Origin of the sequence: Streptomyces sp. NBC_00647, assembly GCF_045207245.1 — a bacterium.
Taxonomy (GTDB): Bacteria; Actinomycetota; Actinomycetes; order Streptomycetales; family Streptomycetaceae; genus Streptomyces.
Window position 1 is genome coordinate 4,609,012 of sequence record NZ_CP109040.1, and the last position, 23,011, is coordinate 4,632,022.

The following is a 23,011-nucleotide window of genomic DNA, read 5'->3' on the forward strand; positions in this document are numbered from 1 at the left end:
CATGCTCAGCCGGTGTTGCGCAGTCCCGCCGCCACACCGTTGACCGTCAGGAGCAGGGCCCGGGAGAGCAGCGGGTCCGCTTCCTGGCCGGCGGCTGCCTCGTCGCGCTGGCGCTTGAGGAGGGCGACCTGGAGGTAGGAGATCGGGTCCAGGTAGGCGTCGCGGATGGAGAAGGTCTGCTGGAGCACCGGGTTGGAGTCGAGCAGCTTGTCGCCGCCGGTGATGCGCAGCACCTCGCGCACGGTGAGCTCGTGCTCGGCCTCGATGACGGCGAACACGTGCTTGAGCTCGTCGGGGACGAGGGTGTCGACGTAGTGGCGGGCGATCCGCAGATCGGTCTTCGCGAGGGTCATCTCGACGTTCGAGAGGAAGTTCCGGAAGAAGTGCCACTGCTCGTGCATCTCGTCGAGCACGGTGTCCAGGCCGGCCTCGCGCAGTGCCTTGAGGCCGGAGCCGACGCCGAACCAGCCGGGCACGATCTGCCGGGACTGGGTCCAGCCGAAGACCCACGGGATGGCGCGCAGTCCGTCGAGCGAGACGCCCGAGCCGGGGCGGCGGGAGGGCCGCGAGCCCAGGTGCAGGTCGGCGAGCTGGTCGACCGGCGTGGAGGCGAGGAAGTACGTCGGCAGGTCGGGGTCCTCGACGAGCCTGCGGTAGGCGGAGTGGGCGGCGTCGGAGACCACGTCCATCGCCGCGTCCCAGCGGGCGAGCGCCTCGTCGGACTGGCGGGGCGCGGTGTGCAGGGCGGACGCCTGGAGGGTGGCCGCGACCGTCAGTTCGAGGTTCTCGCGGGCCAGCGAGGGGACCAGGTACTTGTCGGAGATGACCTCGCCCTGCTCGGTCACCTTGATCTCGCCCTCCAGGGTGCCCCAGGGCTGCGCGAGGATCGCGTCGTGCGAGGGGCCGCCGCCGCGGCCGACGGTGCCGCCGCGGCCGTGGAAGAGGCGCAGGCGGACGCCGTAGCGGTGGGCGACGTCGCGCAGGCGGCGCTGGGCGCGGTGGATCTCCCACTGCGAGGTGGTGATGCCGCCGAACTTGGAGGAGTCGGAGTAGCCGAGCATGACCTCCTGGACGTCCCCGCGCAGCGCAACGAGGCGGCGGTACGAGGGGTCGGAGAGCATGTCCTCCAGGATCGTGTCCGCGGCCTTGAGCTCGTCGGTGGTCTCCAGGAGCGGGACGATGCCGATCTTGGCCCAGCCGGCGTGCAGGTCGAGCAGTCCGGCCTCGCGGGCGAGGACGGCGGCGGCGAAGACGTCGTCGGCGCCCTGGCACATGGAGATGATGTACGACTCGATGACCTCGGGCCCGAAGATCTTCAGGGCCCTCTTGACGGTCTCGAAGACGCCGAGGGTCTTCTGGCCGGCGGCGTCGAGCGGCGCGGGGGTCGGGCCGAGGGGGCGCCGGGACCGCAGTTCCTTGGCGAGGAGCTTCGCGCGGTAGTCGCGCGGCATGTCCACGTAGCGCCACGACTCCTCGCCGAGGCGGTCGAAGAGCTGGCCGAGGGCGTGGTGGTGGGCGTCCGCGTGCTCGCGTACGTCCATGGTGGCGAGCTGGAGGCCGAACGCGGCGAGGGTACGGATGGTGCGGTTCATCCGGCCGTCGGCGATCAGGCCGCCGCGGTGCTCGCGCAGCGAGGTCTGGATGAGGGTGAGGTCGCGGAGCAGTTCGGCGGTGCCGAGGTAGTCGCGGCCGTCCTCGTGGGGTGTGCCCTTGGCCAGGCGCTGCTTGGTGTTCTCCAGCTTCTGCCGGACGCAGGTGGCCTTGAGGCGGTAGGGCTCCTCGGCGTTGAGGCGCTTGTAGCGGGGGCTGATCTCCGGCAGGCGCTCCAGGTCGCTCTGGAGGGATTCCAGCAGGTCCTCGGTGGCGCCCGTGTAGCGGATGGAGTTCGACAGGAAGCCGCGGAGTTCGTCGATGAGTTCCAGGGCGTCGTTGATGCCGTGCTCGTGCTGGAGGATCAGGACGTCCCAGGTGACGTCGGGGGTGACGTTCGGGTTGCCGTCGCGGTCGCCGCCGATCCAGGTGCCGAAGGTGAGGGGCCGGGTCTCGTCCGGGAGGACGACGCCGACGCGTTCGAGTTCGGCGGTGAGGTCCTCGAGGACGTCGCCGACGGCGCCGGCGTGCAGCTCGTCCAGGTAGTAGATGGCGTTGCGGGCCTCGTCGGCGGGCTCGGGGCGGACGACCCGGAGCTCGTCGGTCTGCCACACCAGGTCGATGTTCTCGGCGAGGCGGGTGTCGTGGCGGCGGCGGTCGGCCTCGATGACCGGGGTCTCCAGGAGCGCGGCGATGCGCCGCAGCTTGTTGAGGACCGAACGCCGGGCCGCCTCGGTGGGGTGGGCGGTGAACACCGGGCGGACGTTGAGGTTCTTGACCGTCTGGCGCAGGTGCTCGGGGTCGGCGTCCTTGAGCCGGTCGGCCGTGCGGGCGAGGAGGCCGCCCTCGGCGGCGCGCTTGGCGCGCAGCTCGCGGCCGCGGTGCACCTGCTCGGTGACGTTGGCGAGGTGGAAGTACGTCGAGAAGGCGCGGACCAGCTTGGCAGCGGTCTCCAGTTCGGTGCCGCGCAGCAGCTCGGCGGCGGCCTCGCCGTCCTCGCGGGTCAGGCGGCGGACCTTCTCGACCAGTTCCAGGAGCTCGGGGCCCTCCTGTCGAACGAGGGTCTCACCGAGCAGATCGCCCAGGCGGCGGATGTCGGCGCGCAGCTCGCTGCTGGTCGTCGTGGTCTGGTCGTCGGCACTGCTCACAGGTGCGGCTCCTTGCAGTGTTGAAGCTCGTCTGAAGAGTGGGGAATCTCGTCTGAAGCTCGTCTGGGAGGGAACCCGGGTGGCGACCGCGCGCGGCGGGTGCCGCTTAGGGAGGTGGCATCCGGGAAGAAATCAGAACGGACCGCGCTGTCCGACCGACTCCAAGGATAGGTGTCCTCGCGGACGCGCAGGCTCTCGGGCTCTTGCCGCCGGGCGACGCGCTGACATACTTACGACGCCGTAGGTTACGGACCCGTAGGGATTCCCGTCGGACGACGGGGGAACTCTGAGGGCCGCACCCGGTCACTCTTCCCCACGCTTCCTCACCCTCGAACCCCACAGGGGACGCCCATGACCACGAGTTCCGATGTGATCGACGACGCCCCGCAGGCGGACAACGACGACACCCGGCTGCCCGCCGCCACGCTCGGCGGGGAGAAGAAGGGGTCACTCGAACAGATCACGCTTCTCCTCTTCATCGCCGTTCCGTTCCTCGCGCTGCTGGCGGCTGTGCCGCTGGTCTGGGGATGGGGGGTGAGCTGGCTGGATCTCGGCCTGATGGTCTTCTTCTACTACCTGGGCTGCCACGGCATCACGATCGGCTACCACCGCTACTTCACGCATGGTTCCTTCAAGGCGAAGCGCCCGTTGCGGATCGCGATCGCGATCGCGGGATCCATGGCGGTCGAGGGCCCTCTCGTGCGCTGGGTCGCCGACCACCGCAAGCACCACAAGTTCTCCGACGCGGAGGGTGACCCGCATTCGCCTTGGCGTTACGGCGAGACGGTTCCGGCGCTGTTGAAGGGCCTGTGGTGGGCGCACATCGGCTGGATGTTCGACGAGGAGCGGACTCCGCAGGAGAAGTACGCGCCGGATCTGGTCAGGGACCCGGTGATCCGTGCGATCTCGCGTCAGTTCATCCTCTGGACGCTGCTCTCGCTGGCTCTGCCGCCGCTGATCGGCGGTCTGGTGACGATGTCGTGGTGGGGCGCGTTCACCGGATTCTTCTGGGGCTCCCTGGTCCGGGTGGCCCTGTTGCACCATGTGACCTGGTCGATCAACTCGATCTGCCACGCGGTCGGCAAGCACCCGTTCAAGTCGCGTGACCGCTCGGGCAACGTGTGGTGGCTGGCCGTGCTCTCGTGCGGCGAGTCCTGGCACAACCTGCACCACGCCGACCCGACGTCCGCCCGGCACGGTGTGGACCGGGGTCAGATCGACTCGTCGGCCCGGATCATCCGCTGGTGCGAGCAGCTCGGCTGGGCGTACGACGTGCGCTGGCCGTCACGCTCTCGTATCGATTCCCGCCGGAACGCCGACGGGAACGGCTCCCGAGGCAAGACGGAAACCGCTGAAGCGGCATGATTGACGGCGTGGCGACCGACTCCAGCAGCACCCCGAGCAGCAATGAAAAGCCGCGGCGCGCGCGCCGCACCCGCATGACCGGCGCCGAGCGCCGTCAGCAGCTGCTGGAGATCGGCCGCACCCTGTTCGCGGCCAAGGGGTTCGAGGGCACGTCGGTGGAGGAGATCGCGGCGAAGGCCGGCGTCTCCAAACCGGTGGTCTATGAGCACTTCGGCGGCAAGGAGGGTCTGTACGCGGTGGTGGTGGACCGCGAGATGCGCCGGCTGCTGGACATGGTGACCAGCTCGCTGACGGCGGGCCATCCGCGCGAGCTGTGCGAGCAGGCCGCGTTCGCTCTCCTCGACTACATCGAGGAGTACACGGACGGTTTCCGCATCCTGGTGCGGGACTCCCCGATCCCTCAGTCGACGGGGTCCTTCGCGTCGCTCATCTCGGACATCGCCACCCAGGTGGAGGACATCCTGGGCCGCGAGTTCAAGAGCCGCGGCTTCGACTCGAAGCTGGCGCCGCTGTACGCCCAGGCCCTGGTCGGCATGGTCGCGCTGACGGGCCAGTGGTGGCTGGACGTCCGCAAGCCGCGCAAGGCGGAGGTGGCCGCGCACCTGGTGAATCTGGCGTGGCACGGCCTGGACGGGCTGGAGCCGAAGCCGCGCTTGATAGGGCATCGCAAGGCCTAGCGCCCCGTCGCTGTCGCTCCCCGCTCGGGCTCAGTCCGGGCCGGGGAGCGGTTCCAGGAATTCGAGGCGGTTGCCGACGGGGTCCTCGGAGTAGAAGCGCCGGTGGCCCGGCAGGTCGTCGTCCCAGATGACGGGTGCGCCGGTCGCGGCGATCCGCGCGGCGCAGGCGTCGATGCCGGTGACGCGCAGTCCGGGGTGGGCCTTCTTCGCGGGCCGGAAGCCGGTCTCGATCCCGAGGTGCAGCTGGACGGTTCCCGCCCGGAACCAGCAGCCGCCGCGGGCGGCGAGGACGGGTGGCTTGGGCACCTCGGTCATCCCGAGGGCGTCGGTGTAGTACGCGCGCAGGAGGTCCTCGGAGCCCGGTGGGGCGGCGAGCTGGACATGGTCGACGGCGGCGAGCATCAGGCCTTCTTCCGGGCCACGGCGAACAGCCGGCGGAACGGCAGCACCGTGCCGTACGGCTTCGCCGGGTAGGCGTCGCGCAGCAGGTCCCGGTAGGCGGCGACGAAGGCGTCCCGGGCCTCGGGATCGTCCGCGAGGGCGGTGAGAACGGGCCGCAGTCCGGTGCCCTTCACCCAGTCGAGCACCGCGTCCTGCCCGGTCAGCAGCTGCATGTACGTCGTCTCCCAGACGTCCGTCGCGCAGCCGAGGGCCTCGAGACGGTCCAGGTAGACGAGCGGGTCGTGGACCGAGTCCGTGGGGCGCAGGGCGTCGCCGAGGAGGTCCTTCCAGCGGGCGGAGCCGGCGAGTTCACGCATCAGGACGTGCAGCGGGGCGTCGATGTTGTGGGGCATCTGGAACGCGAGGGTGCCGCCGGGTGCGAGGGCGTCGAGCCAGCCGGGGAGCGACTCCAGGTGTCCCGGTACCCACTGGAGAGCGGCGTTCGAGGCGATCAGGTCGTACGTCTCGGTGGGGGTCCAGTCGGTGAGGTCGGCGTGGGCGAAGTCGAGCCGTCCGCCGCCGGCCGTGGGACCGGCGTGTTCCTCGGTCCGGGCGAGCATCTCGGCGGAGTTGTCGTAGCCGGTGATGCGGGCGGTGGGCCAGCGGGCGGCGAGCTGGGTGGTGACGTTGCCGGGACCGCAGCCGAGGTCGGCGATGCGGGCCGGGTCGCCGGGGAGTTCCGGGACCTGGGCGAGGAGGTCGGCGAACGGGCGGGCTCGGTGCCGGGAGTGGCGCAGATACTGGCCGGGGTCCCAGGTGGGGGTGGTGGCGGCAGCCATGGGTGGCCTCCTCGATAGTCGCCGGAGAGGTCGCGGACCGCCGAAAGGGCGGCGCCGGCCGGACCGTTCTGGATCTCCAGCCTCACAGACAAAGTATCTCGACGTCAAGAAACTCCACATCAAGAGACTTCACGTCGACACAACCACTACACTGATCGTCATGGAGGACGAGGTCGATCGGCTGGTCGCTGCGTGGCGCCGGGAGCGCCCGGACCTCGACGTGGAACCGCTCGAGGTGCTGAGCCGGGTGAGCAGGCTGGCCCGGCATCTGGACCGCGCGCGCCGGCTGGCGTTCGCCGAGCACAGCCTGGAGCCCTGGGAGTTCGACGTCCTGACGGCGCTGCGGCGCGCGGGATCCCCGTACCAGCTCTCCCCCGGACAACTGCTGACCCAGACGCTCGTCACCTCGGGCACGATGACGAACCGCATCGACCGCCTGACCACGAAGGGCCTGGTGGAGCGCCTCCCGGACCCGAGCGACCGCAGGGGCGTGCTCGTACGCCTCACGGACGAGGGACGCGACCGCGCCGACCAGGCGCTGGCCGGTCTGCTCGACCAGGAGCGGGCGATCCTCGCGGAACTGAGCCGGGCGCAGCGTGGTGAACTGGCCGGTCTGCTACGCCAGTTGACCGCCCCGTTCGACAACATCCCCGGTTAGGTCGACGGGCCCGACCCCGGCGCGCCTGGCCAGTGCCACGGCGGCGAGGGTGGAGTGCACCCCGAGCTTCCCGAGGACGTTCTGCATATGCGTGCGGACGGTGTGCGGCGAGAGGAAGAGCCGCTCGGCCACCGCCTTGCGCCCCAGTCCGGCGACCATGCACCGCAGCACCTCACGCTCCCGGGGCGTCAGCGACTCGACGAGCCGCTCGCTCTCGGTCCGGTGCTTGCGCGCGGCGGTGAGCTCCCGGAGCACCCCCGTGAGCAGGGCGGGCGGCAGATGGGTCTCGTCGCGCAGCACACCCCTTATGACGGTGAGCAGCCGCGACAGCGAACAGTCCTTGGCGACCCACCCCGAGGCCCCGGCCTGCAGGGCGAGCGCGGCCCGGCGCGGATCGTCCTTCTCGGCCAGCACGACGATCCGTACGCTCGGCTGCCCGGAGCGCACCCCGGCCACCAGCGAGATGCCGTCCACCAGGCCGTCCTCGTTGCTTTCCTGCACGGGCACCGCCGGACGCATGCCGGGCAGATTGCCGCCCAGGTCCGCGTCGACGAGCAGCACGTCGAAGCGGCGGCCCTCCGCCGCCGCGCGCTCGAGGCAGCGCAGCGCGGCGGGGCCGCTGCCCGCCGCGGACACGTCGACGTCGGGCTCGGCCGCGAGAGCGGCGGCGAGCGACTCGGCGAAGATGCGATGGTCGTCGACGACCAGTACTCGGATGCGAACCACTGAAACCCCCACTGTCGGGGGACGGTCCGTGCAGGTACGGCGCCCGAAGTGATCCCGAGCCCGCTTGCGACCCGGAAAACGGGGTGCCGCAGCCGCACGGCCGCCGCCGTGCTGGAAGTGCTACCCCCACTTCGGGCGTCGTACCCGACCGTCTCGCCCCCTGATCAGCACCGGCCCCCACCGGCACTGTTCATCAGGGTACGGCCGGGGGCGGGGAGCGGAAGGTAATTTGCAGAACTGGTTGGCCAGCGCGTTTATGGTGAGCCGTATGTTTCGTATCGAGACAGGAGACGACAAAGACCGTCGGGATCTGCTCCGCAGACACTTGCTGGACACGAACACGGCGGCGTCCCCGGTGCTGCGCGCCCTGCGCGGAACCCCGGGGGAACGTGAACGTCCGCTCCACCTCTGGGCCTTGGACGAGGCCGGCGAGCTGGCCGGCGGCCTGGTGGGCCACACCTGGACGACCTGGCTCCACGTGACGTACCTGTGGGTCGACGCCCGGACCCGGGGCACGGGTCTCGGCAGCCTCCTCCTGGCGGAGGCCGAGCGCGTCGCACGCGAGGAGCGGGGCTGCCACGCCGCCCGCCTGGAGACCTGGGACTTCCAGGCCCCGGACTTCTACCGGAAGCAGGGCTACGAGGTGGTGTGCGTGATCCCCGACTACCCGCCGGGGATCACGGAGTACACGCTGACGAAGCATCTACTCGGCCCCTGAAGTCTCAGCCCCTCCCGCGCCCGAGAAATTCAGCCCCTCCGGCGTTTGAGGAGCGGGGGGTTCGGGGGGCGGAGCCCCCCGAGCGCGGGACGGGCAGGGGCGGAGGGGGCGAAACAAGCCCGGAGGTCAGCCGATACGCCGGGCCCCCGCCGAAGGAACCGCCGGGAAGATCCGCGGGGCAGTGAAACCCGCCGACGTGAACGCCTCCGCGATCGCCTTGCTGATGGAGTCCACGTCGGTGGATTCCAGCAGCACGATCGCGGAGCCCCCGAAACCACCACCGGTCATCCGCGCACCCAGCGCACCCGCGGAGTTGGCCGCCGAAACCGCGAGGTCCAGCTCGGGACACGAGATCCGCAGATCGTCGCGCAGCGAGGCGTGACCGTCCGTCAGGACGGGCCCGATCGCCCGGACATCGCCCGCGTCCAGCAGCGTGATGACCCGGTCCACCCGGTGGTCGTCGGAGACGACATGGCGGACGTAACGGCGGACGCGCTCGTCGGAGAGCCGGGCGAGGGCCGCGTCGAGGTCCTCGTACGCGACATCACGCAGATGGGACACGCCCAGTTGACGCGCCCCCTCCTCGCAGCCCGCGCGCCGCTCCGCGTAGGCCCCGTCCCCGAGCGCGTGCTTCACCCGGGTGTCGACGACCAGGAGTTCGAGGCCCTGGGAGGCGAGGTCGAACGGGACCTGACGGATGGACAGATCGCGGCAGTCGAGGTGCAGGGCGTGGCCCTCGGTGCAGCACGCCGACGCCGTCTGGTCCATGACACCGCACGGCACACCGACGAAGTCGTTCTCGGCACGCTGTGCCAGGCGTGCCAGTTCGGGGCGGGTGAGCCCGAGTTCGTACAGGTCGGCGAGGGCGAGAGCCGTGACGACCTCCAGGGCCGCCGAGGAGGACAGCCCGGCGCCGGTGGGGACCGTGGAGGCCAGATGGATGTCCGCGCCGCCGATGACGTGGCCCGCCTCGCGCAGCGCCCACACCACACCCGCCGGGTACGCGGCCCAGCCGGTGTCCGACCGGGGCACCAGTTCGTCGACGCGCAGTTCGACGACCGGTCCGTCGATGTCCGCCGAGTGCAGCCGCAGCACCCCGTCGGACCGGCGGGACACCGCCGCGACCGCCGTGTGCGGCAGCGCGAGCGGCATCACGAACCCCTCGTTGAAGTCCGTGTACTCGCCGATCAGGTTGACCCGGCCCGGCGCCGCCCAGACACCCTCGGGCGCGGCACCGTACAGCTCCTCGAAGCCCTCACGTACCCCCACCTGCTCCACCTGCTACCCCTTCGCTACGTTCTGTGCGAACTCCCACGCGTCCGCGACGATCCCCGCGAGATCCGCGCGGGACGGGTTCCAGCCGAGCCGTTCCCGGGCGGCGTCGGCCGAGGCGACCAGCACCGCCGGGTCCCCGCCGCGGCGCGGTGCCACGACCTCGGGGATCGGGTACCCGGTCACCCGGCGCACCGTTTCGATGACCTCGCGGACGGAGAAGCCGTTGCCGTTGCCGAGGTTGCAGATCAGGTGCTCGCCGGGGGTCGCGGCGGCGACCGCCAGCAGGTGCGCCTCGGCGAGGTCCGCGACGTGGATGTAGTCCCGGATGCAGGTGCCGTCCGGGGTCGGGTAGTCGTCGCCGTAGACGGAGATCGCGTCGCGGCGGCCCTGGGCGACCTGGAGGACGAGCGGGATGAGGTGCGACTCGGGGTCGTGCCGCTCACCGCTCTCTCCGTACGCGCCCGCCACGTTGAAGTACCGAAGGGAGACGGCGCCGAGTCCGTGCGCCGCCGCCTCGCCGGTGATCATGTGGTCGACGGCGAGCTTGGAGGCGCCGTAGGGGTTGGTCGGCCGGGTCGGCGCGGACTCCACGATCGGGGTGGTCTCGGGTTCGCCGTACGTCGCGGCGGTGGAGGAGAAGACCAGCTTGCGCACGCCGGCCTCGCGCATCGCGGCGAGCAGCGCCATGGTGCCGCCGACGTTGTTGTCCCAGTACTTCTCGGGCTTCACCACGGACTCGCCGACCTGCGAGAAGGCGGCGAAGTGCAGGACGGCGTCGTACGAGGAGTCCAGCCACTTGGCGGCGTCGCGGATGTCGCCCTCGACGAAGGCGGCACCGGCGGGGACGCCCTCGCGGAATCCGGTCGAGAGGTTGTCGAGGACGGTCACCTCGTGGCCCGCCTCGAGCAGGTGGCGCGCGACCACGCTGCCCACATAGCCGGCTCCACCGGTGACCAGGTACTTCCCACTCATGAACTCGCTACCTCTCGCAGTCGCTGAGCCGCGGTCTCCGGCGGCACGTCGTTGATGAACACGTTCATGCCGGACTCGGAACCCGCGAGGAACTTCAGCTTGCCGGAAGTGCGGCGAATGGTGAAAAGCTCGAGGTGGAGCGCGAAGTCGTCCCGGTTGACGCCCTCGAACTCCTCCAGCGGGCCGAAGGGCGCCTGGTGCCACGCCGCGATGTACGGAGTCGGTGGCTCGCCCGCCCCTTCCTTTCCACCGTCCGGGCCGTCGAAGATCCGGTCGAAGCGCCTCAAGAGTTCCAGATAGACCTGGGGAAACTCTGTGCGCGCGTCCTCGTCGAGGCCGAGCAGATCGGGCACGCGGCGGCGCGGGTAGAGGTGGACCTCGTACGGCCAGTGGGCGGCGTACGGAACGAAGGCGACCCAGTGGTCACTCGACAGGACGACCCGTGAGCCGTCCGCCAGCTCCCGCGCGACGACCTCGTCGAACAGGTTCGCGCCGCCGGTCGCCTCCTTGTGCGCGGCGAGCGAGCGCAGCATCAGTGCGGTACGGGGGGTGGTGAAGGGGTAGCCGTAGATCTGCCCGTGCGGGTGACCGAGTGTCACACCGATCTCGGCGCCACGGTTCTCGAAGCAGAAGACCTGCTGGACGGAGGGCAGATGCGACAGTTCGGCGGTGCGGTCGGTCCACGCCTCCAGGACCAGTCCGGCCTGTTCCTCCGTCAGATCGGCGAAGGACGCGTCGTGGTCGGAGGTGAAGCAGACGACCTCACAGCGGCCGGAGTCGCCGGCCAGCGAGGGGAAACGATTCTCGAAGACCACGACGTCGTACGAGGAGTCGGGGATCTCGCTCAGCCGGTCGCCGGAGGACGGGCACAGCGGGCACTCGTTCGCCGGCGGATGGTAGATGCGCCCCTGCCGGTGCGAGGCGATCGCCACCGAGTCGCCGAGGAGCGGGTCGCGGCGCACCTCCGAAGTGGTGACGGTCGGGTCGAGCGGGCGCCGGTCCACCGCGTCGCGCACCTTGTCGTCGCCCGCGTCGTAGTAGATGAGCTCACGACCGTCGGCCAGCCGGGTCGAGGTCTTCTTCACAGTCGGACTCCCCATCCACACCCGAACCTTCAAACATAACCGAACACAACAAACCACAAGCCACCACCGCAGTCAACATCACAATCAAACAAAGGACACCATCAGAAGTGTTCATTTCTTAGATGCGGAGGCATAGGTTCCGGTCCGATACGTTCACGCGACGAAGCGAGTTCTGATGCAGTCCCCCACACACCTGCCACAACCGGGCACCCTGCTCGCCGCCGAGCTGCGTCTCCCCACGAACGCACTCGACTACACGATCCTCGGCATCTACTTCGTGGTCGTCCTGGGCATCGGCTTCGCGGCCCGACGCTCGGTGAAGACGAGCCTCGACTTCTTCCTGTCGGGGCGCTCACTGCCTGCCTGGATCACCGGCCTGGCCTTCATCTCGGCCAACCTGGGCGCCACCGAGATCCTCGGCATGGCCGCCAACAGCGCCCAGTACGGCGTCTATACCGTGCACTGGTACTGGATCGGCGCCATCCCGGCGATGGTCTTCCTGGGCCTGGTGATGATGCCGTTCTACTACGGCTCCAAGGTCCGTTCGGTGCCGGAGTTCCTGCTCCTGCGCTTCGACAAATGGGCGCACCTGCTGAGTTCGATCCTGTTCGCCTTCGCCGCCGTCCTCATCGCCGGCGTCAACCTCTACTCGCTCGCGATCGTCGTCGAGGCCCTGCTCGGCTGGCCGCAATGGGTCGCGATCGTGGTCGCCGGCTTCTTCGTCCTCGCCTACATCACCCTCGGCGGTCTCTCCTCCGCGATCTACAACGAAGTGCTCCAGTTCTTCGTGATCCTCGCGGCGCTGATCCCGATCGCCGCGCTCGGCCTGAACCGGGTGGGCGGCTGGGACGGCCTGACGGACTCCCTGGACAAGACCCACGGCGCCGACTTCACGACAGCCTGGGGCGGCACGGGCATCGGCAGCGACAACCCGCTCGGCGCCAACTGGCTGACCATCGTGCTCGGTCTGGGCTTCGTGCTGTCCTTCGGCTACTGGACGACGAACTTCGCCGAGGTGCAGCGCGCGCTGTCGGCCAAGAACCTCTCCGCGGCCCAGCGCACCCCGCTCATCGCGGCCTACCCGAAGATCTTCATCGTCTTCCTGGTGATGATCCCGGGCCTGGTGGCGGCCGTCCTGGTCCCGAAGATCGGCACGAGCGGCTCGGACCTCCAGTACAACGACGCGATCCCCTACCTGATGCAGGAGTTGCTGCCGAACGGTGTCCTCGGCATCGCGGTGACCGGTCTGCTGGCCGCCTTCATGGCGGGCATGGCGGCCAACGTCTCGTCCTTCAACACGGTGTTCACCACGGACATCTGGGCGAAGTACGTGGTGACGGACCGCGAGGACTCCTACTACATCCGCTTCGGCCGTCTCATCACGGTGATCGGCGTCCTGGCGTCGATCGGCACGGCCTTCCTGGCCTCGTCCTTCTCCAACATCATGAGCTACCTCCAGACGCTCTTCTCCTTCTTCAACGTGCCGATGTTCGCGGTCTTCATCATCGGCATGTTCTGGAAGCGGGCCTCGGTGAAGTCGGGCTTCTGGGGCCTGCTGGCCGGCACCACGGCGGCGATGGTGAACTACTTCGTTCTCTACAAGCAGGACATCATCGGCTTCCCCTCCGACCAGGGCGCCAACTTCGTCTCCGCGATCGTCGCCTTCGTGGCCGGCGGCGTCGTGATGGTCGGGGTCTCGCTCTTCACCGCCCCGAAGCCGGCGGAGGAATTGCAGGGCCTGGTCTACGGCACCGTGTCCCCCGGCATGGCCGAGCCGCCGGCCCCCGGTGACGACGCCTGGTACCGCAAGCCCGCTCTGCTGGGCTGGGGCGCGCTGATCCTGGCGACCGCCTGCTACATCCCGTTCTCGTTCTGACGAGTCCCGACCCGTTCCGACGAGGGAGAATCAAGAAACCATGTCCGACTATTCGGAAAGCGACGCCCAGCGCGACGTCTCGGAACTCGAGAAGAAGTCCGCGACCGCCGCCAGCCTGTTCGACATCCGCCGCATCATCGGCGGCCTGTTCGTGATCTACGGCATCATCGTCACCATCGCCGGCATCACGGCCTCCGACGCCGCCCTCGCCAAGGCGGACGGCGTCAACATCAACCTCTGGACCGGCCTCGGCATGCTCGCCCTCGGCCTGTTCTTCCTGGTGTGGCTGCGGCTGCGGCCCCTGGTGGTACCGGTACCGCCGACGCCCGAGGACGAGGGGCCGGTGGAGTAACACGCTTACAGGGGGCCGGGGTTCACTACGGGGACTCCGGCCCTTCGCACCTAGGCGGCAGCGAGGTCGCACCACACGTACTTGCCGATGTCGCCGCCCTGCCGCACTGGATGCCAGCCCCAGTCGTCGGCGCAGGCCCGGACGAGGAAGAGGCCCCGGCCCGCTTCCGCCCCGGCGGCGACGGGCAGGTCGTACGGCGGCGGCACCGGGCTCGCGTCCCAGGCGCCGATCCGCAGCACCCCGTCCCGCCGGCGCATCTTCAGGGCCGCGGGCCCTTGCGTATGCCGTACGGCATTGGAGACCAGCTCCGCCGCCAGCAGCTCGGCGACGTCCGCGAGGCGGATCAGGCCGTGCAGGGTCAGGATCAGACGGACGGTTCGACGGCAGACGGTCACCGCGCGGGCCTCCTGGGGGATGTGGAGCGCGTATTCCCAGGGTTCGGATGTGGACATGCGTGAACTCCGGTTCTGGTGTGGGGAGTCGAGAGGTCGCCGCGGCCGCGGGCGGTGGCAGTGTCACAGCCGTCGTGGCAGGACGGAGTGGTGCGCTTCCGGATCCCCGGGATTCCGCAGTGTGTGCGTCGCGTCACCGACGGTAGGGTAGAAATTCCTACCCCTGCAAGCCGCTCGCGTAATCTGACACCCGAACGGGGAGGTCAACCCCACCCGTTCTCAGGGTCGTTGAGGAGGCGGCACCGGATGACGATGCGGAACCAGCCCACGGCACGACAGGTACGTCTGGGCACCGAGCTGCGCAGACTGCGGGAGGCCGCAGGCAAGTCGGCGCGGGAGGTGGCGGGGCTGCTCGGCTCCAGCTCGACCCACATGAGCCAGATCGAAGCGGGCAGCTCCGGTATCGGCGAGGAACGCCTGCGCAGGCTGGCGGCTCACTGCACCTGTACGGACCAGGAATTGATCGAGGCACTGGTCGGGATGGCGGCCGACCGTACGCGGGGCTGGTGGGAGGAGTACCGAGGCGTGCTGCCCACGCCCTTCCTCGACCTGTCCGAGCTCGACCACCACGCGGCGTTCCGGCACGACGTGGCCGTCATCCACGTTCCGGGACTTCTCCAGACTGAGGACTACGCGCGCGCTCTCTTCTCGTACATGGCACCCGAGCTGCCTCAGAGCGAGGTCGACCCTCGGGTGAGCCACCGGATGCGACGACGCGTGGTCATCGAACGACCCGGCCCGATCACGTACGAAGCCGTGATCCATGAGGCCGCGCTGCGGATCCGGGTGGGCGACCGTCCGGTCTCACGAGCCCAGTTGGAACGCATCCTGGAGTACTCCGAACAGGAGCACGTCACCGTTCGGGTCATCCCCTTCGACATGGACGGCTTCGCGGGCGGTGGCAGCGCGATGGGTTACCTCGGAGGTCCCGTGCCCCGCCTGGACACCGTCGTACGCGACGCACCACACGGCACCGCGTTCGTCGATTCCGAGGCCCAACTGGCCCACTTCCGAACACTCTTCCGTAAAGTTGAGGAAGCATCGCTGAGCCCCGGGCACTCACGCGACTTCATCCGGAAGATGGCCAAGGAACTGTGAGGCGACGCCATGACCATCCCCGCCAACTGGCAGAAGTCATCCTTCTCCGGCGGCGGTGAAGGCAACGACTGCGTCGAACTCGCCGCCGGCCCCGGCACGATCCACCTCCGCGAGAGCGACACCCCGGCAACCCACCTCTCGACCGCCCCCGGCCCCTTCGCCCACTTCCTGCACCACATAAAGAACGGCCTTTACGCGAGCACCCCTGTGTGATCAGCTTCGCCCTGTCATGTACGGACGGCCTCTGGGGAGGGGCCGTGGGGGCAGGGGAGAGCCGACGATGAGCACCGTCGCGGGGGAAACGGTTCAGGCGTGCCCGGAATGCGGGACCGAGATCCGTATGGACGGCCGGTTCACCGTCTGGTGCGCCGGCTGCGACTGGAACGTCGATCCGGAACAGTCGCGGGAGAAGCTGAGCCGCCTGGCCAGGGCGCAGCGCGCACTGGCCAGGCGCCACGGAGAGAAGCTGCTGGCCGAGTTGACCGCTGGCGGGACCCTGCGCCCCCGGAGGGACGCCTCTTCGCTCCTCGCCTACGCGTTCGCTCTCGCCGTGCACGCGCTGACCCTGGCACTGGCCGCAGGCGGGATCTGGTTGGTCATCGAGGGATGGGGCGGCTGGGGAATGGTGCCGGGCGTGTTCCTCCTCGCCCTGGGGTGGTCGCTCCGGCCCCGGCTGCCCCGGCTGCCGGAGGACGGGCCCGTCCTGACGCGCGCCGACGCACCCGAACTCTTCGCGCTCGTCGACGAGGTCGCCCACGTGGCCGGTACCCGTGGTGTCGACGCGATCGTCGTCGACGGACGTTTCAACGCGAGCGTCATGAGCTACGGCGTGCGCGGCCGCCGACGGCTCACACTGGGGCTGCCCTTGTGGGAGACCCTGACGCCGCAGCAGCGGATCGCCCTGCTGGGCCATGAGCTGGGCCACTACAGCAATGGGGACACGCGCCATGGGCGGGTCGTCGCCGGCGCACTGCGTTCCCTGACCACCTGGCACTACTTCTTCCTGCCCATCGCCGATCCCGAACCACTCGAAGTGGTCGTCAACCTGTTCTACGTCGTGCCCCGTTGGCTTGTCCTCGGCACGCTGATGCTCCTCGACCGGCTGACCCTGCGCGCCACTCAGCGGGCCGAGTACCTCGCCGACCGCATGGCCGCCCGCGTCGGATCCACCCAGGCCGCGGTCGAGCTCATGGACCGGCTGCTGGTCTCGGACTCGGCCGCCGTCGTGCTGCACCGCGAGGTCAACACGGCCGCCCTGAGGGGACCCCGCGGCGCCCGGAACGACACCCGGACGGACGGCCTGTGGGAGCGGCTCGCCGCGGACCTGGCGTCGGTCCCCGAGCACGAGCGCGAACGTCAGCGCCGGGCCGGTGCCCTGCGGGGACACAGCGTCGACGCGACACATCCGCCCACCCATCTGCGCCACGCGTGCCTGCTGATCGGAGCGCCCACGCCCCCGGCGGTCGTGCCCGGCGAGGCCCGGGAGAGCCGGATCGCCGAGGAGCTCGCCGACGCGCGAGCGAAGGTCGCCCGGCGGATCATCCGGGACGGCTTCGACGGCTGACGGCCGGTGGCACCGGCACGAAGAGCTTGCCCGACCTGTCGCGAAACGGCGGACGCGGGGGAAGGCTGACCCCATGACCGACACACTCACCGTCAGCGTCCTCGGCACCGGAATCATGGGTGCCGCCATGGCCCGTAACCTCGCCCGCGCCGGACACGGCGTCCGCGCCTGGAACCGCAGCCGCGCCAAGGCCGAGCCGCTGGCCGCCGAGGGCGCGTACGTCGCGGACACCCCGGAGGAGGCCGTACAGGGCGCCGATGTCGTCCTGACCATGCTGCACGACGGCCCCGCCGCCCTCGACGTCATGCGCCGGGCGGCACCCGGGCTGCGCGCCGGGGCCGCCTGGGTGCAGTCCACGACCGCCGGGACCGAGGCCCTCGGCGAGCTCGCCGACTTCGCCCGCGCGCACGGGCTCGTCTTCTTCGACGCTCCCGTCCTCGGGACGCGCGCACCCGCCGAGGCCGGGCAGCTGACCGTGCTCGCCGCCGGTCCGAGCGCGGCGCGGGACACCGTGACACCCGTCTTCGACGCCGTCGGCGCCCGTACCGTGTGGACCGGCGAGGACGGCTCGGCGGGCAGCGCCACCCGGCTCAAGCTCGTCGCCAACAGCTGGGTCCTGGCCGCCACCGCCGCGACCGGTGAAGTCCTCGCACTGGCGCAGGGCCTCGGCGTGGACCCGAGGAGCTTCTTCGACCTCATCGCCGGCGGCCCGCTCGACATGGGGTATCTGCACGCGAAGGCGGCCCTCGTCCTGGAGGACCGGCTTTCCCCGGCCAGCTTCGCCGTCACCACCGCAGAGAAGGACGCCCGCCTGATCGTGCGGGCCGGGCAGCGGCACGGCGTCCGCCTCGACGTCGCCGAAGCCGCCGCCGAGCGCTTCGGCCGCGCCGGCGCCCTGGGCCACGGGGACGAGGACATGGCCGCCGCGTACTTCGCGAGCTTCGAGGAGGGGAAGCCCCCCTCCTCGTAGACCCTGAAGACCGGTGGACGCCCCGGAGGCTCAGGGGCCCGTGCGCGCCGTACTTCTCGGAGGGATACGCCTCAGAGGGAGTCGTCCGTGTCCCCGTGCGGTGCCGGCGCCGGGAGCGGGCCCGCCCGGTCCAGCAGTCCCGTGCGGGCCGCGAGTGCCGCCGCTTCGAGACGGGAGCCCACGCCCAGTTTCATCAGGACCCGCTGGACATGGGTGCGGGCGGTCGACGGGGCGATGCCCATACCGGCCGCGATGAGCCGGGTGTCCTCGCCGTCGGCGACCCGTACCAGGACCTCCACCTCGCGGGGTGTGAGCATCTGGAGCAGCCGCTGGCCCTCGTCGTCGGGCTGGGCGGCGGGGTTGAGCAGCTCGCTGAAGGCGCCCTGGAGCAGTTGCGGGGCCACCGCGGCCTCGCCCGCCCTCGCCTTCATGATCGCGCGCTCGACGCCCTCTATGCGTTCGTCATGGCGGACGTAACCGGAGGCGCCGGCGGCGAACGCGGCGGCGATACCGCGCGGGTTCGGCACCGGGCCGAGCACCAGGACCGCCACCTGGGGGCGCTCCCGTTTGATCCGCACGACCGGGTCGAATATTCCCGGCTCGGCGGGTGTCGCCGTGCCGATCAGGCACACCTCGGGTGCCCGTGTGATCACCAGCTCCGCCGCCCCCGCGGCAGGTGCCGCCGCGGCGAGCACCCGGTGCCCGCGCAGCTTCAGTGCCGAGGCCAACGCCTCGGCGAGCAGTCGGTGGTCGTCGACCACCATGAGCCGGACTCCCATCAGGCAACCCCCCAGTCCCCCCAAGCATCCCCACTGGTTCCCCGTGGATTAGGAGCCCCCCGGCTCTCCATCCCCCGGAAGCTACACGCTTGTTCGACGTTGCGCTTCCCCTACTGGAGAGAAGTGCCCCGGAATATCGAAATCCCTCCCATTAGGGAGTGATGAGGGGTACGTGTGCGGCCCCGCCCCTGAGCAGGGACGGGGCCGCACACGATGTCTCGGGCCGAAAGAATTCAGTCGGAAGTCGATCACCGCATTCTTTCGAAGATGATCGCCTTACTTCACTCCACAGATGATCGCTCCATGGTGATCATTTCGAAGGCGAACTCCCCGAAAGGACCGCCTACTTCGTTCCGAAGGCGATCGCCAGGTACTCCTTGTCGTCCGCGGAGGACGGCTTGTCCGCGTAGACCTGGGACATGTACAGGTGACCGTCGCCGTAGAGGATCTCGGCGTACTCCGGGAGCATGCTGGACTCCGCGTCGCGCGTCGCCTCGGTCGCCGGGTTCTCCATGAGCTTGGTCGCCTTGAAGGAGGTCCCGTCGATCGAGACGATCTGTCCGCCCTTGTCGTACGGCGGCCGCTTGTACGCGAGAAGGCTGGTGCCGTCCATGCGCAGCGGGGTGATGGTGTAGCCGTCGCCCGCGTCCGCGCGCTGGCCGGTCTGCTTTCCGGTGGCCAGGTCGAAGGAGACGATCTCGTTGGTCCGGCTGTATTCGCCGGTGCCGTCGTGCTCCTCCGTCGGGATGTACAGCTTGTCGTTGCCGACGGCGAGCGAGGAGCAGTACTCGATCCGCGTGATGCCGTCGCAGCGGGCCGCGTACGTCTTGCCGGGCGCGGAGATCTTCGACCGCAGCTTGCCGGTCTTGTTGTCGATGGAGAAGAAGTCCGAGATGCCGCTGCCGTCACCGGCGGAGTCGCCGACGTCGGCGGCCACGACCAGCGGGTCGGTGGAGACGACGCTGGCGTACTCGATACCGGGCGACATCTTGTACTCGGAGATCACCTTCCCGGTCTTCGGGTCGATGGTCTGGATGTGGAGCTGGCGCGTGCTGCCGTACTCGCCGCACTTGCGGACCGCGACCAGCTTCTCACCGCCGCCGTAACCGGAGTCGTAGCAGCTGTCGCCCGACTTCGGGGCCCACAAGGCCTTGCCGGTGGAGATGTCGAACGCGCCGCCGCCGCTGGTGCTGCCCGCGGCGACCGTGTTGCCGCTGACCGTCACGTTGTCGATGTTGATCGGCTCGTCACCGGACTTGATCGTCCGGGTCCACAGCTTCTTGCCGGTGTCGAGGTCGATGGCGGCGAGCTGGCTGCATCCGTGCGAGGGCTGCGCCTTGGTGGGCATGTCCGGCTCGTAGATGATCGCCGTACGGTCGGCCTCCGTGGTGTGACGGCTCGCCTGGCACACCGGGCCGGGGAGCTCGAGCGTCCAGTTCTTGGCGCCCGAGTCCGGGTCGTAGCCGTTGATCTCGGCCACGCCGGTCTTGGCGTACACCTTGTCGGTGAGCCAGGAGCCGGCCGTGGTCACGCTCGTGTCGTCCTTGGGCACGGCCGGCGAGGGGATCTGGAACAGCAGCGAGGAACTGGTGTTGGCCGGCGCCTTCTCCTTGCCGCCGGAACTCTTGTCGTCACCGCCCTTGCCGTCACCGCCCTTGCCGCCGGTGCCGCCGCTCGATCCCCCGGAGTTGTTCTTGTCGTCCTTGCCGGAGGAGTTCGCGTACAGGACGCCGCCGCCGACGATCAGCGCGACGGCGACCACGGCCGCCACGATGATGAGCAACTGGCTGTTGACCTTCCGCCCGCCGCCCTTCGGAGCCTGCGGCTGCATCGGCATGGTCTGCGGCTGCGGGTAGCCGTACGGCTGCTGACCCGGGGCGCCGTACGGGGCCTGCGGCTGGCCCGGGTAGCCGTAGCCCGGCTGGGCCGGGGGCGGCGTCTGCGGGTAGCCGTACGGCTGCTGCGGCGGGGCCGTGGGCGGAGCGGTCTGCGGGGGCGGGGGCGTCTGCGGGTAGCCGTAGCCGGGACCCTGCGCGGGCGGCGGGGGCGTCGGCGCGCCGAAACCGCCCGGGGGCGGATCCTGCGGTGCGCCGAAACCGCCGGAGGGCGGGTCCTGCGGTGCGCCGAAACCACCGGGCGGCGGGTCCTGCGGTGCGCCGAAGCCGCCGGACGGGGGCTGGTTCGGCGGTGGCGGGGGCGGCTGGCTCATGACGTGAGTACCTCGGGATGCGTTGGGACGGCGGGCCGGTGTGCGTGCGGGGCGCGAAGGAACTGGGTCTGGGCGAGGGTCACTTGCCGTAGGCCAGCATCAGCTTCTCCTTCGCCTCGTCATTGCCCGTCAGCCGGGTGGTGGAGATGTAGAAGCGTCCGTCCACGTAGTCGACGGCCTTCGAGTAGAAGCCGTTCTCGATGTTCGCGGTTCCCTGCGGGTTCTGGAGCAGCTTGGTGAGCGTGTGGCTGCCGCCGGTCGTCGGGACCGACACGATGCGGCCGCCGCCGTCGTAGGACGCCTCGACATAGGCGATGAGGTTCGTGCCGTCCATCTTCAGCGGCATCATCGCCGCGTCCACGGGGGACTTGACGCGCCACTTCTCCTTGCCGGTCGCCAGGTCGAACGCGACGATCTGGTTGGCGCCGGTCTTCTCGTCGGTCGGCAGGTAGAGCGTGTCGGTGTCGGCGACGGCGCCGAAGCATCCGGTCAGGTCACGGCTGAGGATCGCGAAGCCGCACTCGGGCGCGAAGCCGTCGTCGCTCTTGAGCTGCGAGCGCAGGTCGCCGTTGTCCTTCAGCGTGGTGACGTTGACGGTCTTCTTCTTCTCGTTGGTCATGTAGATCACGACCGGGTCCACGGAGTAGGCGCGCTCGACCCGCCAGCCCTTGGGGATCTTCGTCGTCCACTTGGCCTTGCCGGTGGCCGGGTCCAGCTCCTGCACCTCGTCGTGCTCGGTGTCGCTGCCGGCCCCGCAGGACGAGACGGCCACCAGCTTGGAGCCGCCCGCGAATCCCGCCGGGTAGCAGCTGGCCCCGTACTTCTCCTTGTCCCACAGCTTCTTGCCGCTGGAGACGTCGTACCCCGTTCCCGACATCGAGCGGCCGACCGTCAACGTGTCGCCGGAGATAGCCAGGTCGATCGAGATCGCGCTGTCGAACAGGGCGCCGTCCTCGACCTTCCCGGTCCAGCCCTTGGCGCCGGTGTTCAGGTCGATCTGCTGGAGCTGGTTGCACTTGGCGCTGCTGCTGGAGCCGCTCATGTACGCGATGACGACCTTGTCGTCGGCCGTCTTCTGCGGGGTGACCGCGCAGATCTTCTGCGGGAACGTCAGCGCGTCCCACGCGGGCTTGCCGTCCCCGACATCGAACGCGAAGAGCTGCTTGTACGCCGCCTTCACCGCCGCTTTGTCGGTGACCCACAGGCCGGGGGCGTCGGCGCCGGAACCGGGCGCGTCGGGCGCCGACTTATACCAGAGCACCTTCGCCTCGCCCGCCTTGCGGCCCGCGTTGAGGTTCTCCTCGTCCTCGCCGCCGTCACCGCTGCCGTCACCGGGGTTGACCGGGTCGTCCGACGCGGACTCCTTCGGGCTCTGGCTCGGGGACTCCTTCGCGACAGGCTTCTTCCCGTCGTCACCCCCGCTGGTGACGGCCCATACGGTGCCGCCGACGACGAGGAGTCCGGCCACCGCCGCGGCGATGACGAGCGCGGGCCGGCCCTTGAACGGGTTCTTCGAGCCCCCGCCCGGACCGCCGGGCGGCGGGGTGCCGGGCGCGCCCGGGTACGGCGCCTGGGACGGATACCCGTACCCCGGCTGCTGCTGCCCGTATCCGTACGGCCCGGGCTGGCCGTAGGGGCCCGGCTGCTGCGGCTGGCCGTACGGGCCCGGCTGGGTGTAGGGGCCGGGCTGCTGGGGGTATCCGTAGCCGGGCTGCGGGGCCCCGGCGGGCGGAGTGGGCTGGGGCGGGCCCGCGGGAGGAGGGGGTGTGCCCTGCGGCGCGGGAGGCGTGTCGGGGGGCGTGCCCTGTGGACGCGGGTCCTGGGACGCGCCCTGCGGTACGCCCTGGGGCGCGCCGAAACCACCCTGCGACCGCGGGTCCTGCGGCGGGTTCGCACCGCCCGTCGGCGGCTGGTCCTGCGGTGCTCCGAAACCGCCCTGCGGCGGCTGATTCGGCGGCTGACTCATCAGCGCTTCCCCCTCTTCACTGATGTGGCGCCCCACCGGGGGCGCTGGATTCGCGCCGCTCCGGGTGGTTCTCAGACTGTTCTCAGACGGCTCTTTCTATCACTTGGGGGGGCGCGGGCAGGGGGCCGGTGCGCGCCCTGTTCCCAAGGGAGGACCGGGCTGTGATGCCGTCGTTACGCGCCTTCACGCGCCCTTCACGCCGGGCGCGCACCGTGCGTTCATCGCCACGAGGGCTGCCGTGACGAGGGGCGCGTCATGGAACGCCGGAGCGTCGAGCACGAGGCGCACGCCCTCCTGACGGGCTGTGTGCG

General features: G+C 70.1%; 21 protein-coding genes. 10 read left to right on the forward strand and 11 right to left on the reverse strand.

Features of this window, described 5'->3' with window-relative positions; all coding sequences use genetic code 11:
* Nucleotides 1–5: 5 nt before the first annotated feature.
* Entirely contained in the window at nt 6–2,738 is a 2,733-nt protein-coding gene (ppc, locus tag OG788_RS20055) for a phosphoenolpyruvate carboxylase (protein ID WP_351547575.1), read from the reverse strand.
* Between the two features lie 351 nt (nt 2,739–3,089).
* Here ppc and OG788_RS20060 point away from each other — a divergent pair, with 351 nt between their 5' ends.
* The gene (locus OG788_RS20060) at nt 3,090–4,103 is read left to right on the forward strand and encodes an acyl-CoA desaturase (protein ID WP_406372486.1); all 1,014 of its coding nucleotides are present in this window, start codon (nt 3,090–3,092) and stop codon (nt 4,101–4,103) included.
* Nucleotides 4,100–4,780, forward strand: a complete 681-nt coding sequence (locus OG788_RS20065) for a TetR/AcrR family transcriptional regulator (RefSeq protein ID WP_261703951.1) — start codon at nt 4,100–4,102, stop codon at nt 4,778–4,780. The genes OG788_RS20060 and OG788_RS20065 overlap by 4 nt, the downstream gene beginning before the upstream one ends.
* A 30-nt stretch (nt 4,781–4,810) precedes the next feature.
* On the opposite strand, the gene OG788_RS20070 is transcribed toward OG788_RS20065, so the two are convergent.
* Nucleotides 4,811–5,182: a VOC family protein gene (locus tag OG788_RS20070; protein ID WP_406372487.1), complete on the reverse strand. Its 372-nt coding sequence runs from the start codon at nt 5,180–5,182 to the stop codon at nt 4,811–4,813.
* Nucleotides 5,182–6,000 (reverse strand): trans-aconitate 2-methyltransferase, encoded by an 819-nt coding sequence (locus OG788_RS20075; protein WP_351547582.1) that lies wholly within the window; start codon nt 5,998–6,000, stop codon nt 5,182–5,184. The genes OG788_RS20070 and OG788_RS20075 overlap by 1 nt, the downstream gene beginning before the upstream one ends.
* A gap of 160 nt (nt 6,001–6,160) precedes the next feature.
* Between OG788_RS20075 and OG788_RS20080 the strand changes: the two genes are divergently transcribed.
* Nucleotides 6,161–6,658, forward strand: a complete 498-nt coding sequence (locus OG788_RS20080; protein ID WP_351547585.1) for a MarR family transcriptional regulator — start codon at nt 6,161–6,163, stop codon at nt 6,656–6,658.
* Here the strand turns inward: OG788_RS20080 and OG788_RS20085 are convergent.
* The gene (locus OG788_RS20085; RefSeq protein ID WP_261703947.1) at nt 6,617–7,384 is read right to left on the reverse strand and encodes a response regulator transcription factor; all 768 of its coding nucleotides are present in this window, start codon (nt 7,382–7,384) and stop codon (nt 6,617–6,619) included. The two genes, OG788_RS20080 and OG788_RS20085, sit on opposite strands and share 42 nt — an antisense overlap.
* Nucleotides 7,385–7,640: 256 nt before the next feature.
* Here OG788_RS20085 and OG788_RS20090 point away from each other — a divergent pair, with 256 nt between their 5' ends.
* Complete coding sequence (locus OG788_RS20090; protein ID WP_406376793.1) at nt 7,641–8,102, forward strand: GNAT family N-acetyltransferase; 462 nt, start codon at nt 7,641–7,643, stop codon at nt 8,100–8,102.
* A gap of 126 nt (nt 8,103–8,228) precedes the next feature.
* Here OG788_RS20090 and galK read toward each other — a convergent pair whose 3' ends face one another.
* The 3 genes from galK to galT are packed head-to-tail and all read right to left on the reverse strand — an operon-like array spanning nt 8,229 to nt 11,434.
* Nucleotides 8,229–9,371: a galactokinase gene (gene galK, locus OG788_RS20095; RefSeq protein ID WP_406376794.1), complete on the reverse strand. Its 1,143-nt coding sequence runs from the start codon at nt 9,369–9,371 to the stop codon at nt 8,229–8,231.
* Between the two features lie 12 nt (nt 9,372–9,383).
* The gene (gene galE, locus OG788_RS20100; protein ID WP_351547588.1) at nt 9,384–10,349 is read right to left on the reverse strand and encodes a UDP-glucose 4-epimerase GalE; all 966 of its coding nucleotides are present in this window, start codon (nt 10,347–10,349) and stop codon (nt 9,384–9,386) included.
* Entirely contained in the window at nt 10,346–11,434 is a 1,089-nt protein-coding gene (galT, locus tag OG788_RS20105; RefSeq protein ID WP_351547732.1) for a galactose-1-phosphate uridylyltransferase, read from the reverse strand. Before galT ends, galE begins: the two co-directional genes overlap by 4 nt.
* A gap of 175 nt (nt 11,435–11,609) precedes the next feature.
* On the opposite strand from galT, the gene OG788_RS20110 reads away from it, so the two are divergent.
* Together OG788_RS20110 and OG788_RS20115 are read left to right on the forward strand one after the other, a co-directional pair.
* Complete coding sequence (locus OG788_RS20110) at nt 11,610–13,310, forward strand: sodium:solute symporter family protein (protein ID WP_406372490.1); 1,701 nt, start codon at nt 11,610–11,612, stop codon at nt 13,308–13,310.
* A gap of 40 nt (nt 13,311–13,350) precedes the next feature.
* The gene (locus OG788_RS20115; protein WP_406372492.1) at nt 13,351–13,662 is read left to right on the forward strand and encodes a hypothetical protein; all 312 of its coding nucleotides are present in this window, start codon (nt 13,351–13,353) and stop codon (nt 13,660–13,662) included.
* A gap of 50 nt (nt 13,663–13,712) precedes the next feature.
* Here OG788_RS20115 and OG788_RS20120 read toward each other — a convergent pair whose 3' ends face one another.
* Nucleotides 13,713–14,114: an ATP-binding protein gene (locus OG788_RS20120; RefSeq protein WP_406372493.1), complete on the reverse strand. Its 402-nt coding sequence runs from the start codon at nt 14,112–14,114 to the stop codon at nt 13,713–13,715.
* 246 nt (nt 14,115–14,360) lie between these two features.
* On the opposite strand from OG788_RS20120, the gene OG788_RS20125 reads away from it, so the two are divergent.
* The 4 genes from OG788_RS20125 (at nt 14,361) to OG788_RS20140 (ending at nt 17,746) form a co-directional block, all read left to right on the forward strand.
* Complete coding sequence (locus OG788_RS20125) at nt 14,361–15,212, forward strand: helix-turn-helix domain-containing protein (protein ID WP_406372495.1); 852 nt, start codon at nt 14,361–14,363, stop codon at nt 15,210–15,212.
* Nucleotides 15,213–15,221: 9 nt separating this feature from the next.
* Nucleotides 15,222–15,425 carry a DUF397 domain-containing protein gene (locus OG788_RS20130; RefSeq protein WP_406372496.1) on the forward strand — a complete coding sequence of 68 codons (204 nt, stop codon included), beginning with the start codon at nt 15,222–15,224 and terminating at the stop codon, nt 15,423–15,425.
* Nucleotides 15,426–15,492: 67 nt separating this feature from the next.
* Nucleotides 15,493–16,776 (forward strand): M48 family metallopeptidase, encoded by a 1,284-nt coding sequence (locus OG788_RS20135; RefSeq protein WP_406372497.1) that lies wholly within the window; start codon nt 15,493–15,495, stop codon nt 16,774–16,776.
* Between the two features lie 73 nt (nt 16,777–16,849).
* Nucleotides 16,850–17,746 carry an NAD(P)-dependent oxidoreductase gene (locus OG788_RS20140; RefSeq protein WP_406372499.1) on the forward strand — a complete coding sequence of 299 codons (897 nt, stop codon included), beginning with the start codon at nt 16,850–16,852 and terminating at the stop codon, nt 17,744–17,746.
* A gap of 71 nt (nt 17,747–17,817) precedes the next feature.
* Here the strand turns inward: OG788_RS20140 and OG788_RS20145 are convergent, their stop codons facing one another.
* From OG788_RS20145 to OG788_RS20155, 3 genes are all read right to left on the reverse strand, one after another.
* Entirely contained in the window at nt 17,818–18,525 is a 708-nt protein-coding gene (locus tag OG788_RS20145) for a response regulator transcription factor (protein ID WP_351547611.1), read from the reverse strand.
* 343 nt (nt 18,526–18,868) lie between these two features.
* Nucleotides 18,869–20,734 (reverse strand): PQQ-binding-like beta-propeller repeat protein, encoded by a 1,866-nt coding sequence (locus OG788_RS20150; protein WP_406372501.1) that lies wholly within the window; start codon nt 20,732–20,734, stop codon nt 18,869–18,871.
* A gap of 79 nt (nt 20,735–20,813) precedes the next feature.
* Complete coding sequence (locus tag OG788_RS20155; protein ID WP_406372503.1) at nt 20,814–22,700, reverse strand: PQQ-binding-like beta-propeller repeat protein; 1,887 nt, start codon at nt 22,698–22,700, stop codon at nt 20,814–20,816.
* Nucleotides 22,701–23,011: the final 311 nt, after the last annotated feature.